At 58.9% G+C, this 22,856-nt stretch carries 22 protein-coding genes; 7 read left to right on the top strand and 15 right to left on the bottom strand.

What is annotated here, in order from left to right:
• The first annotated feature begins 26 nt into the window (after positions 1–26).
• The 3 genes from PMI22_RS07290 (at position 27) to fdhA (ending at position 3,103) form a co-directional block, all read left to right on the top strand.
• A complete protein-coding gene (locus PMI22_RS07290) occupies positions 27–659 on the top strand; it encodes a sarcosine oxidase subunit gamma (RefSeq protein WP_007947731.1) in 633 nt (210 codons plus the stop codon).
• A 180-nt stretch (positions 660–839) separates the two neighbouring features.
• Positions 840–1,697 carry a formyltetrahydrofolate deformylase gene (purU, locus tag PMI22_RS07295; protein WP_007947730.1) on the top strand — a complete coding sequence of 286 codons (858 nt, stop codon included), beginning with the start codon at positions 840–842 and terminating at the stop codon, positions 1,695–1,697.
• A 206-nt stretch (positions 1,698–1,903) separates the two neighbouring features.
• Positions 1,904–3,103: a formaldehyde dehydrogenase, glutathione-independent gene (gene fdhA / locus PMI22_RS07300; RefSeq protein WP_007947729.1), complete on the top strand. Its 1,200-nt coding sequence runs from the start codon at positions 1,904–1,906 to the stop codon at positions 3,101–3,103.
• 62 nt (positions 3,104–3,165) lie between these two features.
• Here fdhA and PMI22_RS07305 read toward each other — a convergent pair whose 3' ends face one another.
• Positions 3,166–3,477 carry a hypothetical protein gene (locus PMI22_RS07305; protein ID WP_007947727.1) on the bottom strand — a complete coding sequence of 104 codons (312 nt, stop codon included), beginning with the start codon at positions 3,475–3,477 and terminating at the stop codon, positions 3,166–3,168.
• A gap of 240 nt (positions 3,478–3,717) precedes the next feature.
• Between PMI22_RS07305 and PMI22_RS07310 the strand changes: the two genes are divergently transcribed.
• On the top strand, positions 3,718–4,272 hold the full coding sequence (locus PMI22_RS07310; RefSeq protein ID WP_033049555.1) for a DUF2780 domain-containing protein: 555 nt from the start codon (positions 3,718–3,720) through the stop codon (positions 4,270–4,272).
• Between the two features lie 93 nt (positions 4,273–4,365).
• On the opposite strand, the gene PMI22_RS07315 is transcribed toward PMI22_RS07310, so the two are convergent.
• The 3 genes from PMI22_RS07315 to PMI22_RS07325 form a co-directional block, all read right to left on the bottom strand.
• Entirely contained in the window at positions 4,366–4,758 is a 393-nt protein-coding gene (locus tag PMI22_RS07315) for a DUF3757 domain-containing protein (RefSeq protein WP_007947724.1), read from the bottom strand.
• 125 nt (positions 4,759–4,883) lie between these two features.
• Positions 4,884–5,360: a DUF3757 domain-containing protein gene (locus PMI22_RS07320; RefSeq protein WP_007947723.1), complete on the bottom strand. Its 477-nt coding sequence runs from the start codon at positions 5,358–5,360 to the stop codon at positions 4,884–4,886.
• A gap of 210 nt (positions 5,361–5,570) precedes the next feature.
• Positions 5,571–6,458: an acyltransferase gene (locus PMI22_RS07325; protein WP_007947722.1), complete on the bottom strand. Its 888-nt coding sequence runs from the start codon at positions 6,456–6,458 to the stop codon at positions 5,571–5,573.
• Positions 6,459–6,705: 247 nt separating this feature from the next.
• Here PMI22_RS07325 and rloA2 point away from each other — a divergent pair, with 247 nt between their 5' ends.
• On the top strand, positions 6,706–7,212 hold the full coding sequence (gene rloA2, locus PMI22_RS07330) for a retropepsin-like aspartic peptidase RloA2 (protein WP_033049553.1): 507 nt from the start codon (positions 6,706–6,708) through the stop codon (positions 7,210–7,212).
• Between the two features lie 24 nt (positions 7,213–7,236).
• Here the strand turns inward: rloA2 and PMI22_RS07335 are convergent, their stop codons facing one another.
• The 8 genes from PMI22_RS07335 to PMI22_RS07365 form a co-directional block, all read right to left on the bottom strand.
• A complete protein-coding gene (locus PMI22_RS07335; RefSeq protein WP_007947720.1) occupies positions 7,237–7,866 on the bottom strand; it encodes a glutathione S-transferase in 630 nt (209 codons plus the stop codon).
• Positions 7,867–8,033: 167 nt separating this feature from the next.
• Positions 8,034–8,213 (bottom strand): hypothetical protein, encoded by a 180-nt coding sequence (locus tag PMI22_RS07340; RefSeq protein WP_007947719.1) that lies wholly within the window; start codon positions 8,211–8,213, stop codon positions 8,034–8,036.
• A complete protein-coding gene (locus PMI22_RS07345; RefSeq protein ID WP_007947718.1) occupies positions 8,210–9,340 on the bottom strand; it encodes a PepSY-associated TM helix domain-containing protein in 1,131 nt (376 codons plus the stop codon). Before PMI22_RS07345 ends, PMI22_RS07340 begins: the two co-directional genes overlap by 4 nt.
• A gap of 72 nt (positions 9,341–9,412) precedes the next feature.
• Positions 9,413–11,839 (bottom strand): TonB-dependent siderophore receptor, encoded by a 2,427-nt coding sequence (locus tag PMI22_RS07350; RefSeq protein WP_007947717.1) that lies wholly within the window; start codon positions 11,837–11,839, stop codon positions 9,413–9,415.
• A 238-nt stretch (positions 11,840–12,077) separates the two neighbouring features.
• The gene (locus PMI22_RS07355) at positions 12,078–13,049 is read right to left on the bottom strand and encodes a FecR domain-containing protein (protein WP_007947716.1); all 972 of its coding nucleotides are present in this window, start codon (positions 13,047–13,049) and stop codon (positions 12,078–12,080) included.
• The gene (locus PMI22_RS0129655; protein WP_033049552.1) at positions 13,046–13,564 is read right to left on the bottom strand and encodes an RNA polymerase sigma factor; all 519 of its coding nucleotides are present in this window, start codon (positions 13,562–13,564) and stop codon (positions 13,046–13,048) included. The genes PMI22_RS07355 and PMI22_RS0129655 overlap by 4 nt, the downstream gene beginning before the upstream one ends.
• A 220-nt stretch (positions 13,565–13,784) precedes the next feature.
• Positions 13,785–14,492 (bottom strand): 3'-5' exonuclease, encoded by a 708-nt coding sequence (locus PMI22_RS07360; RefSeq protein ID WP_007947714.1) that lies wholly within the window; start codon positions 14,490–14,492, stop codon positions 13,785–13,787.
• Positions 14,489–16,429 (bottom strand): DUF294 nucleotidyltransferase-like domain-containing protein, encoded by a 1,941-nt coding sequence (locus PMI22_RS07365; RefSeq protein ID WP_007947713.1) that lies wholly within the window; start codon positions 16,427–16,429, stop codon positions 14,489–14,491. The genes PMI22_RS07360 and PMI22_RS07365 overlap by 4 nt, the downstream gene beginning before the upstream one ends.
• A 252-nt stretch (positions 16,430–16,681) precedes the next feature.
• Between PMI22_RS07365 and PMI22_RS07370 the strand changes: the two genes are divergently transcribed.
• A complete protein-coding gene (locus tag PMI22_RS07370; protein WP_007947712.1) occupies positions 16,682–17,143 on the top strand; it encodes a response regulator in 462 nt (153 codons plus the stop codon).
• A 72-nt stretch (positions 17,144–17,215) separates the two neighbouring features.
• On the opposite strand, the gene PMI22_RS07375 is transcribed toward PMI22_RS07370, so the two are convergent.
• On the bottom strand, positions 17,216–19,393 hold the full coding sequence (locus PMI22_RS07375; RefSeq protein ID WP_007947711.1) for a malate synthase G: 2,178 nt from the start codon (positions 19,391–19,393) through the stop codon (positions 17,216–17,218).
• Between the two features lie 538 nt (positions 19,394–19,931).
• Here PMI22_RS07375 and PMI22_RS07380 point away from each other — a divergent pair.
• Positions 19,932–20,450 carry a glycine cleavage system protein R gene (locus tag PMI22_RS07380; protein ID WP_007947710.1) on the top strand — a complete coding sequence of 173 codons (519 nt, stop codon included), beginning with the start codon at positions 19,932–19,934 and terminating at the stop codon, positions 20,448–20,450.
• Between the two features lie 229 nt (positions 20,451–20,679).
• Here PMI22_RS07380 and rarD read toward each other — a convergent pair whose 3' ends face one another.
• Positions 20,680–21,567, bottom strand: a complete 888-nt coding sequence (rarD, locus tag PMI22_RS07385) for an EamA family transporter RarD (protein ID WP_007947708.1) — start codon at positions 21,565–21,567, stop codon at positions 20,680–20,682.
• Between the two features lie 218 nt (positions 21,568–21,785).
• Positions 21,786–22,760 (bottom strand): serine/threonine protein kinase, encoded by a 975-nt coding sequence (locus tag PMI22_RS07390; RefSeq protein WP_007947707.1) that lies wholly within the window; start codon positions 22,758–22,760, stop codon positions 21,786–21,788.
• Between the last annotated feature and the right edge of the window lie 96 nt (positions 22,761–22,856).

Genomic DNA, 22,856 nt, shown 5'->3' with positions numbered 1-22,856 from the left:
GAACGATCATTCAGGAAAGGTGCTTTATGACCGCAGCCAATGTTTACCAACAACGCCCAACCACCGGGGCCAAGGCCGAGTCGTCGCTGCATCATGCCGACCTCGCCAGCCTGGCGGGCAAGGGCCGCAAAAACGCCGGCGTGATCGTGCGTGAGAAAAAACTCCTCGGCCACCTGACCATCCGTGGCGATGGCCACGATGCCGCGTTTGCCGCCGGCGTGCACAAAGCCCTCGGCATCGAATTGCCGGGTGCGCTGACCGTCGTCATCAAAGGCGAAACCAGCCTGCAATGGATGGGGCCGGATGAGTGGCTGCTGATCGTGCCGACCGGTGAAGAATTCGCCGCCGAGCAAAAGCTGCGCGAAGCGCTGGGCGACCTGCACATCGCAATCACCAACGTCAGCGGCGGCCAGCAGATCCTCGAACTGAGCGGTCCGAAGGTGCGTCAGGTGCTGATGAAGTCCACCAGCTACGACGTGCACCCCAACAGCTTCCCGGTGGGCAAGGCTGTGGGCACGGTGTTCGCCAAGTCGCAACTGGTGATCCGCCATACCGCTGAAGACACCTGGGAACTGCTGATTCGTCGCAGCTTCTCGGATTACTGGTGGTTGTGGTTGCAGGATGCGGCCGCCGAATACGGCCTCAGCGTTCAGGCTTGATGCGATCCCTGTAGCAGCTGCCGAAGGCTGCGTTCGACGACGAAGTCGTCGCCATCATGCAGGCAGCCCGGTTTCTATTCAGTATCCGGGCTTCAGGTTTTACGACGGCTGCGCCACCGAACGCAGCCTTCGGCAGCTGCTACACGGGCAAGGTTGCCCACCAAAAGGAGTCACCGCACTATGAGCCGCGCCCCAGACACATGGATTCTGACCGCCGACTGCCCAAGCGTTCTCGGCACCGTGGACGCGGTGACCCGCTTTTTGTTCGAGCAGGGCTGCTACGTCACCGAGCACCATTCCTTCGATGATCGGCTCTCGGGCCGTTTTTTCATTCGCGTGGAATTCCGTCAACCCGACGGTTTCGACGAGCAGGCCTTTCGCGCCGGTCTCGAAGAGCGTGGTGCCAATTTCGGCATGATTTTCGAGCTGACCGCGCCGAATTACCGGCCAAAAGTAGTGATCATGGTCTCCAAGGCCGATCACTGCCTAAATGACTTGCTCTACCGCCAGCGCATCGGCCAATTGTCGATGGACGTGGCCGCCGTGGTTTCCAATCACCCGGACCTCAAGCCGCTGGCCGACTGGCACCAGATTCCTTACTACCACTTCCCGCTGGACCCGAACGACAAGCCGTCGCAGGAGCGTCAAGTGTGGCAGGTGATCGAAGAGTCCGGCGCCGAACTGGTGATCCTTGCGCGTTACATGCAAGTCCTGTCGCCAGAGCTGTGCCGCAAGCTCGACGGCAAGGCGATCAATATCCATCACTCCCTGCTGCCCGGTTTCAAGGGTGCCAAACCGTATCACCAGGCCTACAACAAGGGCGTGAAACTGGTCGGCGCCACGGCGCATTACATCAACAACGACTTGGACGAAGGGCCGATCATTGCCCAGGGCGTGGAGGCGGTGGACCACAGTCATTACCCGGAAGACCTGATCGCCAAGGGGCGGGATATTGAAGGGCTGACGTTGGCGCGGGCGGTTGGTTATCACATTGAACGACGCGTGTTTTTGAACGCGAACAGAACCGTCGTTCTGTAGATCGCCATCGCTGGCAGGCCAGCTCCCACAGGGATTTGTGTCTGCCCACAGATCTCAGTCACATCAAAGATCAACTGTGGGAGCTGGTCTGCCAGCGATGAGGCCTTAAAGGACAACACAAGACACAGGCAATAACCCGAGCAATCAACGCGCCGCCGATCCATGGCGACGCGACCGCTACATAAAAACAACAGCGAGGTGAAAGCATGTCTGGCAATCGTGGTGTGGTGTATCTCGGCAATGGCAAAGTCGAAATACAGAAAATCGACTATCCAAAAATGCAGGACCCGCGCGGCAGGAAGATTAACCACGCTGTCATCCTGCGTGTGGTTTCCACCAACATCTGTGGTTCCGACCAGCACATGGTGCGCGGCCGTACCACCGCTCAGACCGGTCTGGTGCTGGGCCACGAAATCACTGGCGAAGTCATCGAGAAGGGCAGCGACGTCGAGAACCTGCAAATCGGCGACCTGGTGTCCGTGCCGTTCAACGTGGCGTGCGGGCGCTGCCGTTCCTGCAAGGAAATGCACACCGGTGTCTGCCTCAGCGTTAACCCGGCGCGTCCGGGCGGTGCCTACGGTTATGTCGACATGGGCGACTGGACTGGCGGTCAGGCCGAATACGCGATGGTGCCCTACGCCGACTTCAACCTGCTGAAACTGCCGGACCGCGATCGCGCGATGGAAAAAATCCGCGATCTGACCTGCCTCTCCGACATCCTGCCCACCGGTTACCACGGCGCAGTGACCGCTGGCGTTGGCCCAGGCAGCACCGTATACATCGCCGGCGCTGGCCCGGTTGGCCTGGCCGCAGCTGCTTCCGCTCGACTATTGGGCGCAGCGGTGGTGATCATCGGTGACGTCAACACCGTTCGCCTGGCCCACGCCAAAGCCCAGGGTTTCGAAATCGCCGACCTGTCCCTGGACACGCCGCTGCACGAACAAATCGCTGCGCTGCTGGGCGAGCCGGAAGTGGATTGCGCCGTCGACGCCGTAGGCTTCGAAGCACGCGGTCATGGCCATGACGGGGTGAAGCACGAGGCTCCGGCCACTGTGCTCAACTCGTTGATGGGCGTGGTACGTGTGGCCGGCAAAATCGGTATCCCTGGCCTGTACGTGACGGAAGACCCAGGTGCCGTGGACGCCGCCGCAAAAATGGGCAGCCTGAGCATTCGCTTCGGCCTGGGCTGGGCCAAATCCCACAGCTTCCACACCGGCCAGACGCCAGTGATGAAGTACAACCGCCAGCTGATGCAGGCGATCATGTGGGACCGTATCCATATTGCCGACATCGTCGGCGTGGAAGTCATCAGCCTGGATGACGCGCCGCGCGGTTACGGCGAGTTCGATGCGGGCGTGCCGAAGAAGTTTGTGATTGATCCGCATAAGTTGTTTAGTGCGGCGTAAGTTTCAGTCATATACAAAGGGCAACCCGTCGGGTTGCCCTTTTTATTCTTGAGTCAAACTGGCTATTTAAATGCGCACTTGCTGGCGTCGCCGTCTTTGGTTGCGCAATCATCGCCTTTCCAATTGCTTACAGTGCCTTGTACCGGAGCACCGGTCCTGATACCAGAAGAGGCGCCCAGGTCGTCCTTGCCTTCATATCGGCAGATGACTACCGAATTGGCATTGTCTTTGTCTTGAAGGCGTGCAGAGGTGAAGGTGAGATCTTCGGCGCCTTGACCATTGGTTACCGAGAGTGTGGGGCAGGTTGCTGCATAGGCGGTGCTCATCATAGCCAGACTAACCAGGGCACTAGCGACAATTTTCAGCTTCATCATTTGTATTCCGTTACTTAAAAGGAGCAAAAATCTTGGCTTTGTTTGTGGTTGGTGCCAACTGTCAGATCTGACAGATTTTTATATCGTTTTATTATGATTTTTAGGCTTTTAATGCCTTTTAGCTTGAGGGCGATAGCACTTGTAAAGCTTCGCTTCGGAACAAGGCAGTAAATGCCGGGTCAAACCGGCAGTTTTCCCGCCCGCTCACGGGTGGTTTTCATGGCACAAGAGGATGTCTGGATGAAGATTTCACGCGGTTTTGCACTGGCTTCGCTGATGAGTCTGGCGGCCAGCCCGGTCTTTGCTCAGTTCAGCCTGAACGATGCGGCCAATGCCATCTCCGGCATGAAGGGCGATAACGCAGCCGCTGCAGCCGCGCCGACCCCGCAGACGGCCGATCTGCTGAGTGCGCTGAGCGAATTGAACGTGACGCCACAACAAGCCGTTGGCGGCGCCGGGGCGATGCTCGGGTTGGCCAAGAATCAATTGAGTTCGACCGATTACTCCGAGTTGGCCAAAAGCGTACCAGGCATCGACATTTTGTCGGGCGGTGGTGAGTTGGGTGCCCTCGCGGGCTTGCTCGGTTCGTCCGGCAAAGCCGCCGGTCTGGATAACGCCCTGGGCAACGTGAAGAACACCAACGACCTGAACGATGCGTTCAGCGCATTGGGGATGGACGGCGGAATGATCGGCCAGTTTGCCCCGGTGCTGCTGCAATACCTCGGTCAGCAAGGCGTTGGCGGTTCGTTGCTGGAAAATCTGGGCGGGATCTGGGGCGCCGGCACCGGCATTTGATTTAACGGCGTTCGGCACGTAGTGCGTCGGTAAACGTACGCAACTAGAAAAAGGCGAGAGTGAATTTCGCCCTTTTTTTATTCTTCAGTGATGTTATTTATTGGTTATGGTGAAGGAGCATTCACTGATGGATTCCGTACAGTTATTGGACGTGTCCCACGCCATCGAGCTCGACTTCCAACCCGTCACGTTGTCGAGAACCAAGGCGATTTTTTTGTAACGACAGCTCAGTTGACTCACGTTGATGGGGCCGGTTTCATCTTCGTCTTCGGTGATGTAGGTTGCGCTTTCAAAAACGAAAGCTGTGTTGTCGATTGTTTGAATGCCCGGATTTTCACCTTTCCAGATCCGCCCGGAACTGTCCTTGGCAAAAAAAATACCGTCATATCCAACTTTGATTTCAGCGCTGTCCGGGCAGGTGTCCGCATAAACATGGCCTGCCAAAGCCAAAAGCAGAAAAATACTGGCGATTTGTTTATTTAACATTCGGCGTACTTCCTTGTGTGTTGATTACTTTCAGGTCTGACGAGTCAGGGGCGAGTTAGCCATTAGGATTTAACCCGATTGGGTTGACGAAAACGTCCTGCATTTAATTTTGCCCGCAATAAAACTCATTTGAACTTGCACCCGTTTGGTTCTTCCGATGTGCAATCAAGTGTTCCGACTGGTGCGGTGGCTTCGCCACTGGCATCTAGTGCAGGCGTCTTCCAATTATCGGAGTCGGCTTCTATCCGCCTGCCAGGTTTGAGCACCATCGTTGCATTGGCCTCCTCATTTCCTTTCCCTTGCCCTTCATAGCGACAGATAACGGCCCACTGTTTGGTTTTTTTGGGGTCGACTCTATCTATGGTCTCTGGCTGGATACGTACCGATGTGAAGGCGAGAGTTTTGATATCTCCCTCGCCAGTCCACTTATCACCACCCGTCCAATTGATGAGTGTTCCTGTTGGGAATGGCGCTTGGTATGAGAACCCGCCGCCAGACATCGGGGATTGGATGATTTCCGAGACTTCGGGGCATGTTGCCGCATAAGAATTGTTCGCTAATGCAGCCAAAACTAATGCCCCTACAACGAATATCCTTTTCATGATCTGCTCTCCATATGCTATTTCAGCTCATGTTCGCTGTAGCTGGAAAAGACAGCCACTGTCAGATGTGACAGTTTTATATGGCATTTTTTTATAACTGAATGAAGTTGTGGAGGAAGGGGGTATAAGGAGCGGTAATATGAATGTCGGAAAGGTGCATGACACCGCACTTACACGCGGTTTTCCGGGGTGCCGGCACCGGCGGTCAATTCAACGGCGCTCGGCGCGCAACGTGTCGATGCGCTGGTCCTTCTCGATCCATAGCTGGTTGACCCAGTTCTGGATTTTTTCGCGAAACAGCGGATCGTTTTCGTAATCGCCTTGCCACAGCTCGGAGTCGAGTTCGCGGGTTTTGATGTCGATGATGACTTTAGGCACGTTGCCGCTGATCAAATCCCAGAACCCCGGAATCGTCGGCTGCGGATACACCACCGTCACATCGAGCACGGCGTCCAGCTGTTCGCCCATCGCCGCCAGCACGAACGCCACACCGCCGGCCTTGGGCCGAAGCAGGTGAGTGAAGGGTGATTGTTGTCGGGCGCTTTTCGCGGCGGTATAGCGTGTGCCTTCCAGGTAGTTGACCACCGTCACGGGCTGGCGCTTGTACAACTCGCACGCCGCTTTGGTGATCTCCAGATCCTTGCCGGCCAGCTCTGGATGTTTGGCCAGGAAGGCCTTGGTGTAGCGCTTCATGAACGGGTAATCCAGTGCCCACCATGCCAGCCCCAGGAACGGCACCCAGATCAGCTCTTTCTTGAGGAAGAACTTGAAGAACGGTGTGCGCCGATTCAGGGCCTGGATCAAGGCGGGGATATCGACCCAGGACTGATGATTGCTGATCACCAGATACGACGTATCGACACGCAGGCCATCGCCGCCACGGATGTCCCACCGGGTCGGAATGCACCACCGGAAGATCAGCTTGTCGATCTCCGCCCAGGTCTCGGCGATCCACATCACCGCCCATGAGGCGTAGTCGCGAAAGCGACCGGGCAGCACCAGTTTGAGCAGGGCAAACACCATCAGCGGCCCGATCAGGACCAGGGTATTGAGCAACAGCAGCAGGACAACGAAACAGCCGGTGAGCAGGCGGCGCATAAGTAACTCTTGGAATCATTTTGGGCGCGCCATGATAAGCAGCTTGGGGCGACAGGCCAAATCGGGGGTGACGAATGTTTCACCTTTGAGGCGTTAACCTTGTGACACGATCGTTCCCACGCTCTGCGTGGGAACGCCTCAATGGACGCTACGCGTCCGCGTCCGCTTCTGGGACGCAGAGCGTGGGAACGATCTACTCGACAACGGTCTAAAATCCCGCTGCCCACTCCTTATGGATGCCCATTACGTGAAATCGATCCTTGCACTGCTTTCCCTGGTGGCCCTGCCAATTATGGCTGCCGAGCCGACCCTGTACGGGCGTTACGAATACATCGCGCTGCCGGAAATCGGCGGTGAAGTGCTCAAGGCCAAGATGGACACCGGTGCCCTGACCGCGTCGCTGTCGGCCAAAGACATCGAGACCTTCACCCGTGACGGTGAAGAGTGGGTGCGTTTCCGCCTCGCTACCAAGGACGCCAGCAACAAGGTCTACGAACACAAAGTCGCGCGGATCAGCAAGATCAAGACCCGCTCCGAAGAAGATGAGGAAGACGCGGATGTGGTCGCGCCCACCAAGCGCCCGGTAGTCGATCTGGAGCTGTGCCTGGGCAATGTCAAGCGCACCGTCGAGGTCAACCTGACCGACCGCAGCAGCTTCAATTATCCGCTGCTGATCGGCGCCAAGGCTTTGCGTGAGTTCGGTGCGGCGGTGAACCCGGCGCGACGGTTTACCGCCGACAAACCCGACTGCTGAATTCAAGCGGTTTCCAGCGCAGATCTAAACCTTGGGCATCGTCGCCAACATCGAAGGCCGCTGACTCACCTCGAAATACCACGCCGCCAACTGCGGATTCGCCTCGCGCCACGCCAGATCCGGATGGCGCAAATCGATGTAACCCAGGGCACAGGCAACGCTGATCGCCGCGACATCGAAATGGCTGGTCAGCTCGGCAATCGCATCTTTTTCCAGCAACGCCAACCCGCGACGAATCTTGTCGCGCTGGGCTTCCAGCCATTCGTCCCAATGCTTCTGCGGATCGCGCAGGACCATCTCATAACGAACCATTACCGATGCGTCCATGATCCCGTCGGCCAGGGAGGCCAGGGTCAGGCGCCGCCAGCGCGCCGAACCGTCGCGTGGAATCAGCGGGTTACCGACGTGCTGGTGATCGAGGTAGTCGAGGATCACCCGGCTGTCATGGATGACGGTGCCGTCGGCCAGGCGTAGCGCAGGGATTTTGCCCAGCGGGTTGTCTTCGTTGAGTGACTGATCGGGGCTGACCGGTGTGAGCACACAATCTTGCAGCGCCACGCGGCCGATCTGACCGGTCTCGTGCAGCAGCACCATGACTTTACGAACGAAGGGCGATAGAGCGTTGTGGTACAGGGTCATGCTGGGGGCGGACATGGCAGCGTCTCGGTCGGTGGCAGTGTCGGCAGCATAGCGCGTTGACCCGATAGCTCAAGGTCGACCCCTGTAGGAGTGAGACCGGCTTGCTGGCGATAGCGGTGAAACAGGCAACAAGAATGTTGAGTGTGGCGGCCTCATCGCGAGCAGGCTCACTCCTACACAGATCAGCGGCGTTGCAGCAGGCCGCGCAGAGCGAAGAAGGCGGGAACGCCCAGGCCAAGCCAGCTCAAGGCGTCCCACACGCCATCACCCAGCAGCGCCGCGAATAACCCGGCGGCGCTGAGCAAGGCGATAACCGTGGGCGTGCCGAAGACCTTCCAGAAGTTCGATTGCCTTGGCTTCATGCTTGAGCCTCGGCGGATTCGAGCACCGGTTTTGCCGCTTTGCGCCGCACCACCCACAGGTAAACCCCGCTGCCGAGCACGATGATGGTCAGCACATCGAGGGTCGCCCACAGGATCCGCATCGGCATGCCGCCGTAATCACCGAAGTGCAGGGGTTGTGACATGCCCATGACGTCCATGTACCACGGTCGTTCCGCCACGGCGGTGACTTGCAGGGTGCTGGCGTCGATCAGCACCGGTGTCAGCAGGTGCGAAGTCAGGTGGGTGTTGCCTTTCATGAACACCGCGTAATGGTGCTCGCTGGAAAACCGCGTACCGGGGAAGGCGATGAAGTCCGGCGTCATGTCCGGCGCAACTTCCTTGGCGATGTCGAACAGGCGGGTCGCCGGCGCGAGTTGCGTCAGGGGTGGCACGTCGCGGTACGGCGCGACCATCGCGTTCAGGCTCTCGTAGCGCCAGGCGGCAATCAGCAGGTCGGCGCAGGCGCTGATAACGCCTGTCACGCCCACCACCAGCGCCCAAGTCAGCGTGACCACACCGATCAGGTTATGCAGATCAAGCCAGCGCAGGCGGGTGGATTTGTCCTGGCGGACGGTGGCGAACTTCAGGCGGCGCATGAACGGCAAATACAGGACCGCCCCGGAAATGATGGCGATCACAAACAATAGCCCCATGAACGCCAGGAACAACTTGCCCGGCAGACCGGCAAACATGTCCACATGCAGGCGCAGCATGACCATCATGAAACCGCCGTTGGCCGAGGGCATTTCCAGGGCTTCGCCGGTGCGGGCGTCGAGCATGAAAGTATGTGACGAATTCGGCTCGGCACCGGCAGTAGCGGCCATGATTGCAAAGGCGCCGTTGGGCTCATCTTCGTCAAAACCGAAATACTGCATGACCTCACCGGGGCGATGCTTTTCAGCCGCCAACACCAACTGCTGCAAATCGAGCAATGGCGTGTCCGCCGGCATTTGCTTCAATTCGGGGGCATCGCCCAGCAGGTGATCGATCTCATGGTGGAAGATCAACGGCAGCCCGGTCACTGCCAGCATCAACAAAAAGACCGTGCAAATCAGGCTGCTCCAGGTATGGGCAAAGGACCAGCGTCGTATTGTTTTACTTTTCATATCCAGGCCTTCAGAAATACCAAAGCCGTCCTGAAGAGGACGGCCTGGTGTTGGGGTATGCCGGTCAGACAATTACCACTTGTAGCTTGCACTGGCGACGACGCTGCGCTGGTCGCCGTAGTAGCAGTAGAAACTGTCGCAAGTGGAGATGTAGTCCTTGTCGAACACGTTGGTGGCGTTCAAGGCCAGGGACGCGCCTTTCAGGCTGCTGTCCAGACGACCGAGGTCGTAGTGCACGGCCGCATCGAACACGGTGTAGGCATCGGCCTTGCCCAGTTCGGTGTTGGCCTGATCGCCGTAGGTATTGCCGGTGTAGCGAGCGCCGGCACCGACGCCGAAGCCGTCCAGCAAGCCGTTGTGCCAGGTGTAGTCAGCCCACAGCGACGCCTGTTGGTTAGGCATCAGTTGCAGGCGATTGCCCTTGAACTCGCCATCCTGTACTTCGGATTTGGCCAGGGTGTACGCCGCGACGAGCTTGAGGTTTTCAGTTACATCGGAAACCGCTTCCAGTTCCAGGCCTTTGACTTTGACTTCGCCGGTCTGGCTGGTGATCGATGTGCCGCCAACGTTGGTGGTGACCGAGACGTTTTTCTGGGTCAGGTCATAGATTGCGGCAGTCAGCAGGGTGTCGCTGCCGGGTGGCTGGTACTTGATACCCAGTTCCCACTGATTGCCTTCGGTAGGTTTGAACGATTCGGTGGCCGAGGCCGATGCACCGGTCGTGGGCTGGAAGGACTCGGCGTACGACAGGTACGGCACAAAGCCCGAGTCAAACACGTAACTGATAGCCGCGTTGCCACTGAAGTTCTTGTCACGTTCGGTGTTGGTGGCATCGCCTTTGTTGAAGAACTTGGTGCCGGTGTGCACCCAGTCCTCACGTCCGCCGAGGGTGAAAAGCCAATGGTCGAGGGCCATCTGGTCCTGCAAGTACAGACCGGTCTGGTAGGTCTTCTGGTCGTAATCGTAGAACGCGGTGGAACGGTCCGGACGCTCGATCGGCAAACCGTATATCGGGTTGTTGACGTTGGTCGGTGGTGCGGTTCCGAAGATGGAGAGGTAGTTGGTATTGCTGCGCTGGTGATCGAGACCCACCAGCACGGTGTGACGCACGTCACCCGTTGCAAAATCGGCCTGGAAGTTGTTATCCACGGCGAACTGACTGATGTCTTCATCGACGCTGGTGGTAGTGCGGCCAACGTTGCCCGCATCATCAACCTGGGTGAACGGATACGCGCCGACGGTGATGCCCTGGAACGACAGGTCCGTCTTGGTATAACGCAGGTTCTGCTTGAACTGCCAGACGTCGTTCAGACGATGTTCGAACGCATAGCCCAGCGCGTAGTAGGTGCGGTCGTAATATTCCCAGTCCGGATCGCCAAGGTTCTTGTGATGTGAAATATCACCAAACGGCATGTCGATTTTAGTGCCTTGTATCGGCAGGAACTGGCTGGTGATGCCGGTATCGTCGCGGGTGAATTGCGTCAGCAAGGTGAACTGGGTGTCCGGGTTGATGTTCCAGGTCAGGCTCGGCGCAATGTTGTAGCGCTTGTTGTCGACGTGGTCGATCTGCGTGCCGGCGTCGCGCACTACGCCGCTGAGGCTGTAAAGAAACTGGCCTTCGTCATCAATCTTGCCGGTGTTGGCGAAGTTGATCTGACGATAATTGTCGCTGCCGTATTGCAGGTCGATCTCGTTGCTCTCTATCGCCGTTGGACGGCGGCTGACCATGTCCAGCAGGCCCCCCGGCGGGGTCTGGCCGTAAACTGAAGAAGCCGGGCCGCGCAGTACGGACAGGCGGTCGAGGTTCCAGGTTTCCTGTTTCGGATTGGCGTACACGCCTTTAGGCAGAGGCAGGCCGTCGAGGAACTGGGTCGGTTCAAAACCGCGAACGCGCAGCCAGTCGGCGCGGGTGTCGCTGCCGTAGCTGCTGGCGGTGACACCGGGCATGTAGCGCACGGCGTCATCGAGGTTTTGCACGTTGCGATCGTCCATCTGGTCGCGGGTAACGACCGAAATCGAACGCGGTACGTCCACCAGCGCTGTATCGGTCTTGGTGCCGGCGGCGGTGCGAGTGGCCAGGTAGCCTTCTACCGGGCTCCAGGCGGTTTCGCCATTGTCCACGCCGATGACGGCGGTTTCCGGCAGGGCCAGTGTGCCCTCGGGAATGGCGACCAGGCTGTAGGTGCCGGCGCTGCTCTGTTCCAGTTGCAGGCCCGTGCCGCGCAAGGCTTCACGCAGGGCACCAGCGGCGTCGAACTGGCCCTTCACCGGTGCCGAGGATTTGCCTGCGGCGAGCGATGGATTCAACGACAGCGCCAGACCGGCCTGGCTCGCAATCTGGTTAAGGGTGCTGGCCAACGGTGCGGCCGGCAGGTTGTAGGCGCGAACGCTCAATGCCTGTTCAGCGGCGATCAGTTGGCTACTGGCCAAGGGCGTACAAAAGGCAATGGCGACAGCCAGCAAGCTGGGGCGCAACAGGGTATAGAGCGAACGGGGCATGCAGCGGCTCCTGAATGGAAATATTTCTCAATTGCTTAGGTGCCGTACGAGAATCAAAAAGTGATAGGGCTGGATGAAAATAATTTAGATTCAGATAGTTGATTGAGTCTGATGGCCTCATCGCGAGCAGGCTCGCTCCCACAGGGGATCTCCAGTGGGCTCAAATTCTGTGTACACCTAAGATCAAACTGTGGGAGCGAGCCTGCTCGCGATGGCGGCAGATCAGACACCGCAGGACTTAAGGTTTGGTATCAGCTTTCGCCACCGTTACCCACCACGGCGTGTACTGTTCAATCTGCACCGGCAGGGTTGGCAGCAGGGTGCTCAGGGCTTTGTCGGTGTCGTGCAGCGGAAAACTGCCGGTAATGCGCAGGTCGGCAATCTCCGGCGCTACGCCTAAATGCCCGTGCCGATAACGAGCGAGCTCCTGCACCAGATCTTCCAGGCGAGCGTTGTCGACCACCAGCATGCCGCGGGTCCAGGCATCGGCGCCGAGGTCGACGGCGACAACCGGCCCAAGGCCATTGCTGTGCATCAACACTTGCTGACCTTCGTGCAGAACCTGCTCCTCGGAGCTGGATTGTGGATGCGCCGCCACCGCGGACTTCAACACGCTCAGGCGCGTGCCTTGTTCCTCGCGCTTGACCAGGAAGAGCGTCCCTAGCGCTTGCATGCTGCCTTCGCGGGTTTCGACGATAAACGGCCGGGCATCACCGTGACCGGTCTCGACGAGGATTTCGCCTTCTTGAAGGATGATCCGCCGTTGCTTCTCATCAAAACGGATGTCCACGGCGCTGTGGGTATTGAGGTTGATCAGCGTACCGTCTGCCAGGCGCACGGTGCGCTGCTCACCGGTGGCGGAGCGCTGGTCGGCCAGCCAATAGTCGAGAGGCAGATAACGCTCACCGGCAAACAGGGCCAGCCCGATCACCGCGACCACGCTGGCCACGCCGCTGCCCAGTTTGCGCACGCGACGGCGAATGCTTTCACGCGATTGCAGCAACGCCGTACGCGCGGGGCCGTTGGCGACGCTGAAACGCTGGTCGAGCATGCCCAGTTGGCGCCAGGCTCGGGCATGTTCCTCGTGGGCCGCGTGCCATTGCCTGAACGCTTCGCGCTCCAGCGGATTGCCGGAGTCCAGGGACAATTGCCAGGCAATCGCCGCATCCAGCACTTTTGCCGACACCGGTTTGGAACTGACCGGGCTCATACCGGCTCCCCGTACAACGCGATGTAGCACTGACGAATCCCCTGGGCCAGGTATTGCCGAACACGCGGCACCGAGACGCCCAGTCGCTGGGCAATTTCGGCATGACCAAGACCGTCGAGTCGGTTGTAGAGAAACGCGGCCCGGGCCTTGCTCGACAGCTGACCCAGCAGGCGGTCGATGGCTTTGAGGTCTTCGAGGATCAGTTGCTGCTCCTCGACCGACGGTTGTTCGCCTTCGGGGATCAGCATCAGTTCGGCGAGGTAAGCCTGTTCCAGCGCGGCGCGACGGAAATAGTCGAACAGCAGGCCTTTGGCAATTGCCACCAGGAATGCCCGCGGCTCGCGAGGCTCATTCAGTTCATCCCGGCCCAGCAAGCGCACGAAAGTGTCCTGACTCAGGTCTTCTGCACGTTGCGGACACGCCACGTTGCGTCGCAGCCAAGCCAATAGCCAACCGCGATGGTCGCGATATAACGCACCAACGAGCTCACTGTGGGGGCTTTGGATTGACGACACGCAGCATCACCGATTGGGAAGTGTTAACTAACGAGAATTGTTCGCGATTGTGGCAGAGGCGGGGACGGTAAGCAATCGGCGCTGGTCGGGTGGATTGAGTTGTATGCATGCAGTTTCCCGCGTCATCGTTCATCGCGAGCAGGCTCGCTCCCACCAGGTTCCGTGTAATCCCTGTGGGAGTGAGCCTGCTCGCGATGGCGTCAGTCGATGCAGTGAAGATCTAAAAGGAAGGTGCCCGCTGCCGGCGTTTCCACTGACTCAGCCGCTGTTGCAGGTTCAGCGGGCTATGAATCTGCTGCTGCCGCGCCCGGCTGAACAGGATCAATGCCAATTCGGCCGTCGCCAGCGCGTCGGCACTGGCGTTATGTCGCTCGAACACTTCCAGTTTGAACCAGTCGATCCACTCATCCAGCCCGGCGTCTCGTATGTGAGCCTGTGGGCACAGCAGCGGCGCGATGTCTGCCACATCCAGAAACGGATGGGCCAACTTGTAGCCCAAATGGTCTTTCAGTGCGCGGCCAAGCATGTGCTGATCGAAGGGGGCATGAAACGCCAACACCGGGCTGTCACCAACGAACTCCATGAATTCCAGCAAGGCCTGCGCCGGGTCGCTGCCGGCCGCAATGGCGCTTGGGCCCAACCCGTGAATCAGCACGCTGGGTGCCAGCTTCAAGTCGGCGCATTGCAGCGTGCGTTCGAACTGATGGCTGAAATCGATGGCGCCGTCTTCGATCACCACGGCACCGATGGACAACACCCGATCTTTATTCAGGTTCAGCCCGGTGGTTTCCAGGTCGAGCACTACCCAACGCTGTTCGCGCAGGCTGCATCCACCGAGCTCGGCTACCGCGGGCAAGCGCTGCAAACGTTGTTGCCATTCACCGGACAGGAGGGGCGTGGCCGGGCGCAGCCATGAAAACAGGCTCATAGCTGATACCGCAGGGTCAGGCTGCTTTGCAGGCGTTGCGCCTGGCGCAGGGATTCACGCAGGATCCGTCGGTCCAGATGATTCAGGCTGTCTGGATCAACCCGGTTGGAATAGGGCAAGTTCTCCCGGGTCTGTAACTGATGTTGCTGCATGCGGGTTTGCTGAATGAAGTGGTACGCCTCTTCATAGGCCGCACCGTCCAGTGGCTGAATGATTTCCTTGGCCACCAGTTGGCGAAATCGCTCCAGGGTATTGTTGGTTTCGATCCCGTGAGCCAATGCCAGCAACCGGGCGCCGTCGACGAAAGGTGTCAGTCCCTGCACCTTCAAGTCCAGCGTGGCTTTTTCACCGTTCTTGCGCGCCAGGACGAACTCACGGAAACGCCCCACAGGCGGACGATTGCGCAAGGCGTTCTCGGCCAGCATCCGCTGGAACAGCCGGTTATCGCCGACCTGATCGAGAATCCCCCGACGCAATTGCTCGCACCCTTGCTCATCACCCCAGACCACCCGCAAGTCGAAATAGATGCTCGAACCCAGCAGGTTCTCCGGCGTCGCCTCGCGGATGAACGCCGCAAACCGTCGCGCCCATTCGGCACGCGACAAACACAGCTCCGGGTTGCCTGCCATGATGTTGCCCTTGCACAGCGTGAAGCCGCACAGCGCCAGGCTTTGGTTGATCTGCTGGGCAATCGGCAACAGCTTGCCGCGTATTTCTGCCGCCTGCGCAGCATCCCGAGCCTCGAACAAAATGCCGTTGTCCTGATCGGTGTGCAGCGTCTGCTCGCGACGGCCTTCGCTGCCGAAGCACAACCAACTGAACGGCACACCGGGATCGCCTTTCTCGGCGAGAGTCAGCTCGATCACTCGGCACACGGTGTGGTCGTTGAGCAAGGTGATGATGTGAGTGATTTGTGTCGATGACGCGCCGTGCGCCAGCATGCGTTCGACCAGTTGGCCGATCTCGCCGCGCATCAACACCAGGTTTTCCACGCGCGGGGCGTTGCGAATCGTCCGTGCCAGGTGCACCAGATCAACCCGTTGCAGGGAAAACAGGTCACGCTCTGAGACCACGCCGCACAGCCGCTGATCTTTGACCAGGCACACGTGGGCGATGTGCCGCTCGGTCATGGCGATGGCCGCGTCGAAAGCGCTGTGGTCCGGCGTCAGGAAAAACGGCGCCCGGGTCATGTGCTGCTCGATAGCTTCGTTGAAGTCGTTGATTCCTTCGGCCACGACATGGCGCAGGTCGCGCAGGGTGAAAATCCCCTGCGGGGCTTTGTGTTCATCGACCACGACGATGCTGCCGACCTGCTGCTCGTGCATCAGCGTCACCGCTTCACGCAATGGCGTCGCCGGGCTGCAGGTCACCGGGTGGCGCATCGCCAATTCGCCCAGGCGCGTGTTCAGCGAATACTGGGTGCCGAGGGTTTCCACGGCTTTTTGCTGGACTTGCTGGTTGACCTGATCCAGCAAGCTGCTGACGCCGCGTAGGGCAAAGTCGCGAAAGGTGCTGGAAAGCGCGAACAGTTTGATGAACGCCAGCTTGTTCAGCTGCAGGCAAAAGGTGTCTTCGGCGGCGAGGTGTTCGGTGCGGGTTGCCCGCTCACCCAGCAGCGCTGCGAGAGGGAAGCACTCGCCGGTGGTGATTTCGAAGGTGGTTTCGGTGCCGCCCTTGGCGGTGTGCGGGCGCTCACCGACGACGCGGCCCTGTTTGACGATGTAGAAGTGCTCAACCGGCCCATCGGCAGGCTTGATGATGCTTTCGTCGGGGGCATAAAAACGCAGCTGACATTGCTCAACCAGGTACGCCAGGTGAGCGTGTTCCATCTGATTGAAGGGCGGGAAACGCTGAAGGAATTGCATCGTGCCCTGGATGTTCTGCAACACCGCGGTTTTCCCTGCCTGTGTGAAGGCGTCCGCTTTACTCATAACCATTACCGCAGTCGTTTGGAATTATCATTGTCGGATGACTCAGCCATGGTCGGCCCCTGCGCACAGGGTGCCCATTGGACGTAAGTCTAGGTTGGCCTTCCGAGCGACGCGATTTGGCCAGCGCCTGACACAATTCAACGAAAAACCGCTCAACTTGCCTCTTGGAAATCTTTCCGACGGAGTGCACATTGAGGGTCTGCATAGCGATGTCTGACGAATGTGCCAGGTGCTAGATCTGAAAACGTAGAGAACGCCATGTCCGACCAAGATATTTTGAGTGATGCCGAGCGCGAGGCGCTGAGTGCCGTCATGCTCGAACCCGATTTGCCAACGCAGCGGGTGCTGATCGTCGATGACGATAAAGATGCGCGCGAGCTGTTGTCGCAGCTTCTTGGATTGGGTGGAATTCGCTGCATTACCGCTGACAGTGGTGAAAGCGCGCTCAAACTTTTGATTGCTGAAGATGAGGTGAAAAAGCTTTCAATCGGTCTGGTGATCACCGACTTGCGCATGGGCAATGTCGATGGCCTCGACCTTATCCGTCAGATACGTGAATCAGTTCGGGCGGCGTTGCCTATCATCATCGTTTCCGGCGACGCTGACGTGAAAGATGCCATCGCGGCGATGCATTTGAGTGTGGTGGACTTTCTACTCAAGCCTATCGATCCCGAGATATTGCTGGGGTTGGTCAAGCATGAACTGGGCATGAATTTGTAGCGTTCTATCCCAAAACGAAAAAGGCCCTGATCTTTCGATCAGGGCCTTTTTTTGTCCGGTGTTATCGCTTAGTTACAGGCCATTGGCTGCCTTGAACTCGCGACGACGACGGTGCAGAACCGGCTCGGTGTAGCCGTTCGGCTGTTTGGTGCCTTCGACCACCAGTTCGACCGCCGCCTGGAAGGCGATGTTGCTGTCGAAGTTCGGTGCCAGCGGACGGTACAGCGAGTCATTGGCGTTCTGACGGTCAACCACTGGTGCCATGCGCTTGAGGCTTTCCATCACTTGCTCTTCGGTAACGATGCCGTGGCGCAGCCAGTTGGCGATGTGCTGGCTGGAAATACGCAGCGTCGCACGGTCTTCCATCAGGCCGACGTCGTTGATGTCCGGCACTTTCGAGCAGCCGACACCCTGGTCGATCCAGCGCACGACATAACCGAGAATGCCCTGGGCGTTGTTGTCCAGTTCGTTCTTGATCTGTTCTGCGGTCCATTGCGGGTTCACCGCCAACGGAATGGTCAGGATGTCGTCCACCGAGGCGCGAGCACGTTTGGCCAGTTCGGCCTGACGGGCGAACACGTCAACCTTGTGGTAGTGCAGCGCGTGCAGTGCAGCGGCGGTCGGCGATGGAACCCAGGCAGTGTTGGCACCGGCCAGCGGGTGAGCGATTTTCTGTTCGAGCATCGCGGCCATCAGGTCGGGCATGGCCCACATGCCTTTACCGATCTGCGCGCGACCTTGCAGGCCGGTGCTCAAACCGATATCGACGTTCCAGTTTTCGTAGGCGCCAATCCACTTCTCGGCCTTCATGTCGGCCTTGCGCACCATCGGGCCGGCTTCCATGGAGGTGTGGATTTCATCGCCCGTACGGTCGAGGAAACCGGTGTTGATGAACACCACGCGCTCGCTGGCCGCCTTGATGCAGGCCTTGAGGTTGACCGTGGTACGACGTTCCTCGTCCATGATCCCGACTTTCAGCGTGTTGCGCGGCAGACCGAGAACGTCTTCGATGCGACCGAACAGCTCGTTGGTGAACGCGGCTTCTTCCGGGCCGTGCATTTTCGGCTTCACGATGTAAACCGATCCGGTGCGGCTGTTCTTGCGTGAGCTGCTGCCGTTGAGGCTGTGGATCGCCGCGAGACTGGTCACCAGACCGTCGAGGATGCCCTCCGGCACTTCGTTGCCGTCTTTGTCGACGATGGCGTCGATGGTCATCAGGTGACCGACGTTACGCACGAACAACAGCGAACGACCGTGCAGGCTCAGTTCCTTGCCATCGACACCGGTATAGGTGCGGTCGGCGTTCATGGTGCGGGTAAAGGTCTGGCCGCCCTTGGAGACTTCTTCCGACAGATCGCCCTTCATCAGGCCGAGCCAGTTGCGGTAGATCACCACTTTGTCATCGGCATCGACAGCAGCGACGGAGTCTTCGCAGTCCATGATGGTGGTCAGCGCGGCTTCCATCAGGATGTCTTTGACGCCGGCAGCGTCGGTCTGGCCGACCGGGGTGCTGGCATCGATCTGGATTTCCAAGTGCAGGCCGTTGTTCTTCAGCAGGATCGCGGTCGGAGCGCTGGCGTCGCCGTGGAGGCCGATCAGCTGCGCGTCGTTGCGCAGGCCGGTGTTGCTGCCACCCTTAAGGGCGACCACCAGTTTGCCGTCTACGATTTTGTAGCCGGTGGAATCGACGTGGGAGCCGGCAGCCAACGGCGCGGCTTCGTCGAGGAAAGCACGGGCGAAGGCAATGACCTTGTCGCCGCGAACCTTGTTGTAGCCTTTGCCTTTTTCCGCGCCATTGGCTTCGCTGATGGCGTCGGTGCCGTAGAGCGCGTCGTACAGCGAACCCCAGCGGGCGTTCGAAGCATTGAGCGCGAAACGGGCGTTCATCACCGGGACCACAAGTTGTGGACCGGCCATGCGGGCGATTTCGTCATCGACGTTTTGCGTCGTTGCCTGGAAATCGGCTGCTTCTGGCAGCAGATAACCGATGTCTTGCAAGAAGGCTTTATAAGCCACGGCATCGTGTGATTGACCGGCACGGGATTGGTGCCAGCCATCGATACGAGCCTGGAAATCATCGCGTTTGGCGAGTAGGGCTTTGTTCTTCGGCGCCAGGTCATGAATGACCTTGTCGGCACCGGCCCAGAACTTATCGGCGGTGAGACCGGTACCGGGAATGGCTTCGTTGTTCACGAAGTCGAACAGGACTTTGGCGACCTGCAGGCCACCGACTTGAACGTGTTCAGTCATTGCTTGCCTCACTCTGCTCAGCTATTTCGCTTTTCAGCTCTTCAATTTTGACAATGAAGCCTATGGCCATTTAAACCACAAACCTGTCCTCCAGTACATGCCCAAACGGGCGGCTGGGTTCGGTCCGATCAACGGCTTTTAGGCCTTGCTGACTGGGCTTTTAAGGGTTGCGAGTATGGCCGTGGCGGACATCGATCCAACGTTATGTAGTGCGCGCTGCGGCATACTACATGATGAATTGCGCTTGTGAAAATCAGACTAATTACGTCGTTCTGCGACCCCGTGACGCATTGCAGTCACGTCGAGGTACGGGATGTTCTCAAAAAACTATTGGATTGTTCCAGTTAAATATAAAAACTTGTACACGATTTGTGGTTTTCAGTTCATTTGGCGTTGCCTTCAATCGCGGGCAGCCCGCTCCCACAGGGCTATGCGCTGTCCTTCTGGGAGCGGGCTTGCCCGCGAAGGCGTCAGACGATTCATTGCAGGATCAAGCCTTGCCTATACTTCTGTTTCTATAACAAAAGAGGGCTGCGCCATGGACCACCTCGTACTCACAGTGTTTGCTCCAGACAAGCCCGGGCAGGTCGAGCGCATCGCCCAGTGCATTGCCGAGCACGGCGGCAACTGGCTGGAAAGCCGCATGTCGCGTATGGCCGGGCAGTTCGCCGGGATACTTCGGGTGGGCGTGCCGGCCGAGGCCTACGATGAATTGGTCGATGCCCTACAGGCGTTGTCCGCCCACGGCATTCGCGTACTGATTGCCGAAAGCGGTATCGAACAATCCTGCACCTGGAAGCCGATCGCGATGGAGTTGGTGGGCAATGATCGCCCGGGGATCGTGCGTGACATCACCCGTCTGCTCAGCGAGCAAGGCGTGAACCTTGAACGGTTGGTCACAGAAGTGCGCCCGGCGCCGATGAGCAGCGAGCCGCTGTTCCACGCTGAGGCGATCCTCGCAGTGCCGCTGACCTTGTCGCTGGACGTATTGCAGTCGCGCCTGGAAACCCTGGCGGACGATTTGATGGTGGAACTGGTGTTGCGCAGTGAGCCTTGACCGGGTTATTCAAGAAGGGTTATCCAAGTTTAACGTGCACCCGCCTGTGGATAACCTGTAGAGACGGCCCGCCAGCCCACGCCGGCCGGGCTTCTTCAGGATCTGATCAAAAAACCATCAGTTTCAATGAGTTGCGCACAAACGCCGGGGATCACGCTGTGGATAACCTTGGGAAGGATCGGTGCAGGCCACGAGGGGCGTGGCCTGTAGAGGTTTGTGTGTTTTTTGATCAGGTGCGGCGACGCAAACTTATCCACGCATCAACGCTGTAAACCGCAAGGCCCGCCCAAATAAAGATGAACGCGACCAATGTGCTGGACGACAGGTGTTCGCCAAACAGCAGAACGGCTTGCAGCAGCACCAGCGTCGGCGCCAGGTACTGGAGGAATCCCAATGTCGTGTAGGGGATATGCCTCGCGGCGGCGTTGAAACAGATCAGCGGTACCAGCGTGATCGGACCGGCGGCGACCAGCCACCAGGCTTCGGAGGTGGTCCAGAATTCAGGTTGCGCGCTGGCCGCTGTCGGGTTGAACAGCAGCCACGCGACCGCAATCGGCACCAGCATCCAGGTTTCCACCACCAAACCAGGCAGCGCTTTGACGGGCGCCTGCTTGCGGATCAATCCGTAGAAACCAAAGGACAACGCCAGCACCAGCGACACCCACGGCAGGCTGCCGACTTGCCACACCTGTTGCGCCACGCCGACTGCCGCCAGACCTACGGCGATCCACTGCATGCGCCGCAATCGTTCGCCGAGGATCAGCATGCCCAGCAAGACGTTCACCAACGGATTTATGTAATAGCCGAGGCTCGCTTCAAGCATCCGCCCGGCATTCACTGCCCACACGTAAGTCAGCCAGTTGGCCGCGATCAGCGTGCCACTCAGGGCCAGGATCGCCAGACGTTTGGGGTTGTCACGCAACTCGCGCCACCAGCCTGGATGTTTCCACACCATCAATAACAAGGCACCGAACAGCGCGGACCACAGCACGCGATGGATGATGATCTCCACGGCGGGCACGCTGGCGATGGCTTTGAAGTAGAGCGGGAACAGTCCCCAGATGATGTAGGCAGTAAGACCCAAAATGTACCCGCGACGCGGGTTGGCGACTTGCATGCAGAATCCTTGCTTAGGCAGCTAACAAAAAGGGGATTGTAAGGAGATTTGTCTGTGGATGTCCTGCCTGAATAGGTTGAGCAATTGTGAACACACAACCCTGTGGGAGTGAGCCGGCTCCGGGCGGCGTTCCGACGATAGCTGTGTGTCAGCCACTGATGTGCTGAATGTTTCGCAGCCATCGCGAGCAGGCTCACTCCTACAGGCAGGGCTGTGTGTCAGAAAAGTTTTAGCGGTTCTTCATTCAGCGCCGCAAGCTGCTCGCGCAACGCCAACACCTGATCACCCCAATAACGCTCACTGCCAAACCACGGAAAACTGTGCGGGAACGCCGGGTCGTCCCAGCGACGGGCGAGCCAGGCGCTGTAGTGCATCAGGCGCAAGGCGCGCAACGGTTCGATCAACGCCAGTTCTCGCGGATCGAAATCGTGAAACTCGTTGTAGCCGTCCATCAGTTCCGACAACTGACCGAGACATTCCTGACGATCACCGGCCAGCATCATCCAGATGTCCTGCACCGCCGGGCCCATGCGGCAGTCGTCAAGGTCGACGATGTGGAACATTTCGTCGCGGCACATCATGTTGCCGGGGTGGCAGTCGCCGTGCATGCGGATGTTCTGGTGCGGCGTGGCCTTGTAGACCTCTTCGACTCGCTTGAGCAGATCACGGGCCACGGACTCGTAGGCGGGCAGCAAGCTTTTGGGTACAAAGTTGCCTTCGAGCAAGGTGGTCAGCGAGTCATGACCGAAGTTCTTCACGCCTAGCGCTTCACGGTGATCGAACGGTTTGGTGGAGCCCACGGCGTGCAGGCGTCCCAGCAACTGACCGAGGCGATAGAGCTGATCGAGATTGCCCGGCTCCGGCGCACGGCCACCCCGGCGGGGGAACAGGGTGAAACGAAAGCCGTTGTGTTCGTGCAGGCTGGCGCCGTTGTGAATCATTGGCGCAACCACTGGCACGTCGCATTCGGCGAGTTCGAAGGTGAACTGGTGTTCTTCGAGAATCGCTTCGTTGGTCCAGCGCTGCGGGCGATAGAACTTGGCGATCAGCGGCTCGGAGTCTTCGATACCGACTTGATAAACGCGGTTTTCGTAGCTGTTGAGCGCCAGAATGCGCGCGTCGCTGAGAAAGCCAATGCTTTCGACGGCATCGAGCACGAGGTCTGGGGTGAGGGTTGCAAACGGGTGGGCCATGCTGACTCCTGCGCGCAGCAGGCTGCCGCGTCCGGCCAAGCATGGTAGCGCAGACGGGCTGACTTTAGGGGATGGGATCGTTCCCACGCTCCGCGT

The sequence above is a fragment of the Pseudomonas sp. GM21 genome (genome assembly GCF_000282215.1).
In the GTDB taxonomy this organism is placed as follows: Bacteria; Pseudomonadota; Gammaproteobacteria; order Pseudomonadales; family Pseudomonadaceae; genus Aquipseudomonas.
Note: the sequence above shows the minus strand (reverse complement) of the source record. Positions and strands in the feature narration are given on the sequence as shown.